The sequence below is a fragment of the Microbacterium sp. H6 genome (assembly GCF_003314775.1).
Lineage (GTDB): Bacteria > Actinomycetota > Actinomycetes > Actinomycetales > Microbacteriaceae > Microbacterium > Microbacterium oxydans.
Genome location: NZ_QOAY01000175.1, coordinates 40,461 through 45,125 on the forward strand (window position 1 = coordinate 40,461; position 4,665 = coordinate 45,125).

General features: G+C 66.6%; 4 protein-coding genes. 3 read left to right on the forward strand and 1 reads right to left on the reverse strand.

Going from position 1 to position 4,665, the window contains the following annotated elements:
- The 3 genes from DSP71_RS23625 to DSP71_RS11370 form a co-directional block, all read left to right on the forward strand.
- Positions 1-1,060: ABC transporter ATP-binding protein (locus DSP71_RS23625; RefSeq protein ID WP_258546384.1), on the forward strand; the 1,060-nt coding region annotated here is incomplete at its 5' end.
- 115 nt (positions 1,061-1,175) lie between these two features.
- Positions 1,176-2,885 (forward strand): ABC transporter family substrate-binding protein, encoded by a 1,710-nt coding sequence (locus tag DSP71_RS11365; protein WP_058631391.1) that lies wholly within the window; start codon positions 1,176-1,178, stop codon positions 2,883-2,885.
- Positions 2,886-2,960: 75 nt separating this feature from the next.
- Positions 2,961-3,788, forward strand: a complete 828-nt coding sequence (locus DSP71_RS11370) for an alpha/beta fold hydrolase (protein WP_113681139.1) — start codon at positions 2,961-2,963, stop codon at positions 3,786-3,788.
- On the opposite strand, the gene DSP71_RS11375 is transcribed toward DSP71_RS11370, so the two are convergent.
- A partial coding sequence (locus DSP71_RS11375) for an MFS transporter (RefSeq protein WP_258546385.1) occupies positions 3,732-4,665 on the reverse strand: 934 nt, incomplete at its 5' end. The genes DSP71_RS11370 and DSP71_RS11375 overlap by 57 nt on opposite strands.

The following is a 4,665-nucleotide window of genomic DNA, read 5'->3' on the forward strand; positions in this document are numbered from 1 at the left end:
CTGCCCCATCGTGATGGACGCCTGCCGCACGCGTGAGCCCGAACTGCTGCCCGTGCTCACCGGCGGCGGTGAGGAGCACCGCGCCGCGTGCATCCGCGCGAACGAGATCGCCGATGGCGGCCTCCTCGGCGGCCTGCCGGTGTATCCGGTGCGCGAAGCGCCGGAGAGCGCGCTGACCCGCCTGCCCCGCGAGGAGCGGCCCATCACGCTCGAGGTGAAGAACCTCACCAAGACCTTCCCCCTGCTCAAGGGCGCGTTCCTGAAGCGCAAGGTCGGCGAGGTGCACGCGATCAAGGGCATCAGCTTCGACGTGCGCGAAGGTGAGACCCTGGCCATCGTCGGCGAGTCCGGTTCCGGCAAGACGACGACACTGCTGCAGATCATGGACATGGTGAAGCAGACCGATGGCGACATCATCATCGCCGGAACGAGCGTCAACGACATCCACAGTCACAAGGTGGAGCGCGCGCTGCGTCGCGACATCCAGATCGTGTTCCAGGACCCGATGGGAGCGCTCGATCCCCGCATGACGGTTGCGGACATCATCTCGGAGCCGCTGTCAGCGATCGGCACGTCGAAGGTCGAGGCTCATCGACGGGTCAAGGAACTGATGGATCTCGTCGGCCTTAACCCCGCACACAGCGACAGGTTCCCGCAGGCCTTCTCCGGCGGCCAGCGCCAGCGCATCGGCATCGCCAGGGCTCTGTCCACCAACCCGAAGATCCTCGTGCTCGACGAGCCGGTCTCCGCGCTCGACGTGTCCATCCAGGCCGGCGTGATCAACCTCCTTGACGACCTCAAGGTCGAACTCGGCATCTCGTATCTGTTCGTCGCGCACGATCTGTCCGTGGTCCGGCACATCGCCGACCGCGTCGCAGTCATGTACCTCGGCGACTTCGTCGAGCACGGCGACGTCGACGACGTCTTCGACAACCCCCAGCACCCGTATACGAAGGCGCTGCTGTCGGCGATCCCGGTTCCGGACCCCGATATCGAGCGCACGCGCGAGCGGATCGTGTTCGACCCGGCGACGGCGACGTCCCGCGCCGTCCCGTCCTGATCGGCCACGGTCACCGTCCGGTAACGGTTAGTCCGGATTCACTTGCCGCAGGCGCATTCGTGCACCCGGCGAACTATTCTCCCCTTATGACACGCCGCAAGGCGAAAGGAGCACCATGAAGCAGTACAAGCTGATGGGAGCGCTGGCACTCACCGGCGCTTTCGCACTCGCACTCAGCGGGTGCGCTGCCGGCAACACCGGCAGTGGCGACAAGAACGACGAGGGCGACGCCGCCGGGGTCGAGATGTCCAACTACAACCCGCAGCCGCGCGAGAACCTCAAGGAGGGCGGCGAGGTCAACTTCGCGCTCACCGAGATCCCCGCCCAGTTGAACGCCTTCAACAGCGATGCGAGCGCCAACACCACGCGCGTGGCCGCCTGGTACATGCCGCAGATCATCCTCATGAAGCCGGATGGCACGCAGTACAAGAACGACAACTACCTCTCCGAGTGGAAGAACGAGGTCAAGGACGGCAAGACCGTGCTGACCTTCACGTTCACCGACGAGGCGCACTGGAACGACGGCACCGACATGGACTGGACTGCCATCGACGCCACGTGGAAGGCCAACCGCTCGTACGACGAGGGCTTCAACCCCAACGCGACCGACGGCTACAAGGAGATCGAGTCCGTCGAGCAGGGCGACACCGCGAAGACTGCGATCGTCACGTTCAAGGGCGAGTTCGCCTGGCCGCAGATGCCGTTCAACGGCGGCGTCATCCACCCGGCCCTCGCCGACCCGACCGCGTTCAACGAGGCGATGAACGAGAACCCGCACCCTGAGTGGGGCGCAGGTCCGTACACGGTCGACGAGTACGACGCCACCAAGGGCTACATCTCGTTCAAGCCGAACCCCGAGTGGTGGGGCGACGCTCCGCTGCTCGACAAGGTCACGATGACGGGCATGGACTACCCCGCCGGCGTCAACGCCTTCAAGAACGGCGAGGTCGACATGACCGAGACCGGATCGCAGGAGCTCATCGATCAGGTGAAGGACGTCGATGGAGCCGTGATCTACCGCGCTCAGCAGACGGCCAACACCATCCTCCAGGTCGACTCGACCAAGCCGCAGTTCGAGGACGTCAAGGTCCGCGAGGCGTTCTTCAAGGCCATCAACATCGACCAGCAGAAGCAGATCGCCTGGAACGGCCTGGGCTACAAGGAGGACCCGGCCGGTTCGCTGACGCTGTTCTCGTTCCAGCCCGGCTACTCCGACTCCATGAAGGAGGCCGGTTGGAAGTTCGACGTCGAGGGCGCCAAGAAGCTCCTTGACGAGGCAGGCTGGGAGGAGGGCTCCGACGGCATCCGCGAAAAGGACGGCGTGAAGCTCTCCGTCGTCTACCCGATCTGGAGCGACTCCGCGACGCAGAAGGCTCTCGCGCAGTCGCTGCAGGCTCAGGAGAAGGCGGTCGGCATCGACGTCAAGGTCGAGGTTCGTCCTTCGAGCCAGTTCTCCGACGACTACACGTCGAAGAACTGGGACGTCTCGGGTCTCCGCTTCACGTCCTCCGACGCCTTCGGTGCTGCCTGGTTCTGCCAGCTGTACTGCTCGGACTCGGGTCTCAACCTGTCGGGTGTCGGTGACGCTGAGCTGGACGCCGAGATCAAGGACAAGGTCGAGTCGCAGAGCGACCCCGAGGCGCAGACCGCTGCCGCGATGAAGCTCGAGCCCGAGATCTACAAGCGCTGGGGCCTCATCCCGCTGTACAACGGACCGCAGATCTACACGGTCCGCGAGGGTCTCGCCAACCTGACGCCTGAGCCCTACCTGGGTCTGGATCTGTTCGGCATCAGCCCGGTCGAGAACGTCGGCTGGGAGAAGTAACACCCTCTGACACGAATCGTGTCGAAGCGGGGCCGGTGGTTCATCCACCGGCCCCGCTTTCCTTATGCTGAACCCGTGAGCGCACAGATCGTCTTCGTGCACGGCATCCGCACCTCGGCCACGATGTGGCGATCGCAGGCCGTCTATCTCGAGGAGCGGGGACACGCCTTCACCGCCGTCGACCTTCCCGGCCACGGATCACGGATGCAAGAGGATTTCGCGCTGCACGAGGCGCTGCACACGATCGACGTCGCAGTGCGCGCGGCCGCTGACAAAGGACCCGTCGTCCTCGTCGGCCATTCCATGGGCGGACTGCTCTCGCTCGCCTACGCCGGCGGTGCCGAGGCTCCGCCGATCGCTGCCCTGGTCGCCGCCGCCTGCACGTCCCTGCCCCGCGGCACCGGTCTCGCCGCCTACCGCCTGTTCGCCCGCGCCGTCGACTCCCTCCCCGATCGCGGGATGTGGCTGACACGCCAGATGCTCGCCGCCACCATCCCTCTCGAGAACCGTTCGGACTTCGCCGCCGGCGGCTACGCGCTCGACACGCAGGACGCCGCACTGCGCAGCCTCGCCGCACTCGACATCGCCGCAGCCGTTCCCCGCATCACTGTTCCGCTGTGGTTCGTGAACGGGCAGTACGACCAGTTGCGGCTGAACGAGCCTCTGTTCCGGCAGCTCGCACCACATGCGGAGCTGATCGTCGTGCCGCGCACCACCCACCTGGTCACCGCGATGCGTCCGGAGATCTTCAACGCCGTGCTGCAGCTCGCCATCGCGACCGTCGAGCAGGCGGATGCAGCGCAGGCGGATGCAGAAGACGTGGACGTAGAGGAGCTCGCGGCGCGCTCACGCCGCCGTGGACGGCTGCCGAGCGAACGCCGTGAGGAGTCCGCCGACCAGTGACAGCACGGCGGCTGCGACGAACACGAGCCAGAACCCGCCCACGAGTGCGACCAGGCCGGCTCCCAGCACCGGACCGATGAGTTGTCCGAGGGCGGCCGTCACGTTGACGATTCCCAGATCCCTCGCGTGGTCCTGCGCATCCGGGAGGAGATCGGCGGCGAAAGCGAGGCCGACCGTCGAGAACGCCCCGTATCCGAGCCCCATGAGGGCCGCGGCCACCATGGTCATCTCGAACGTCGGGACGAGCGCGATCGCCACCCCGGACGCCGCTTGCACGACCGTCGCGGCGACCGTGAGCGTTCTCCTGTTCCCGGTGCGGTCGGACACGATGCCGGTGACCACGGAGGCGAGGACGACGAAGACCGTGTACACGACGATGAGCAGCAGCAAGTTGTCCTGGGCTGTCGCGCTGGGCTGCCCGAGGCCGTGCAACAGGAAGAACAGGAACAGCGCGGTGCCGAGGGCATTCCCCACGTTCGTCACCAGTCGACCGGAGAGCATCCACGCGAAGTCGCGGTCGCGGAGCGAGGCGAGCCGGCGCCCTCCGCTGCGCTTAGGCCGCAGCGCCTCCGTACTCGGCGGATCCGGCAGCAGGAGTGCGGTCGCCGTGCCGACGACCGCGATGATCCCGGCGAGCAGCCAGTACCCTTCGCGGGTTCCGAGGCCGAGGAGTACCACGAGCCCCACTCCGACGACGATGCCGACGGCCTGGCTGGAACCGACCGCGGCAGATGCGGCACCTCGCTGCGTCGTCGGCAGCTGATCGGCGATGAGCGCGGTGAAGGCCGCCGATGACACAGCGACGCCGATCGACACGCCCACCCAACCTGCGCCCACGGTCCACGGGCCGTCGGCGTAGCCCGTGAGCACGAGGCAC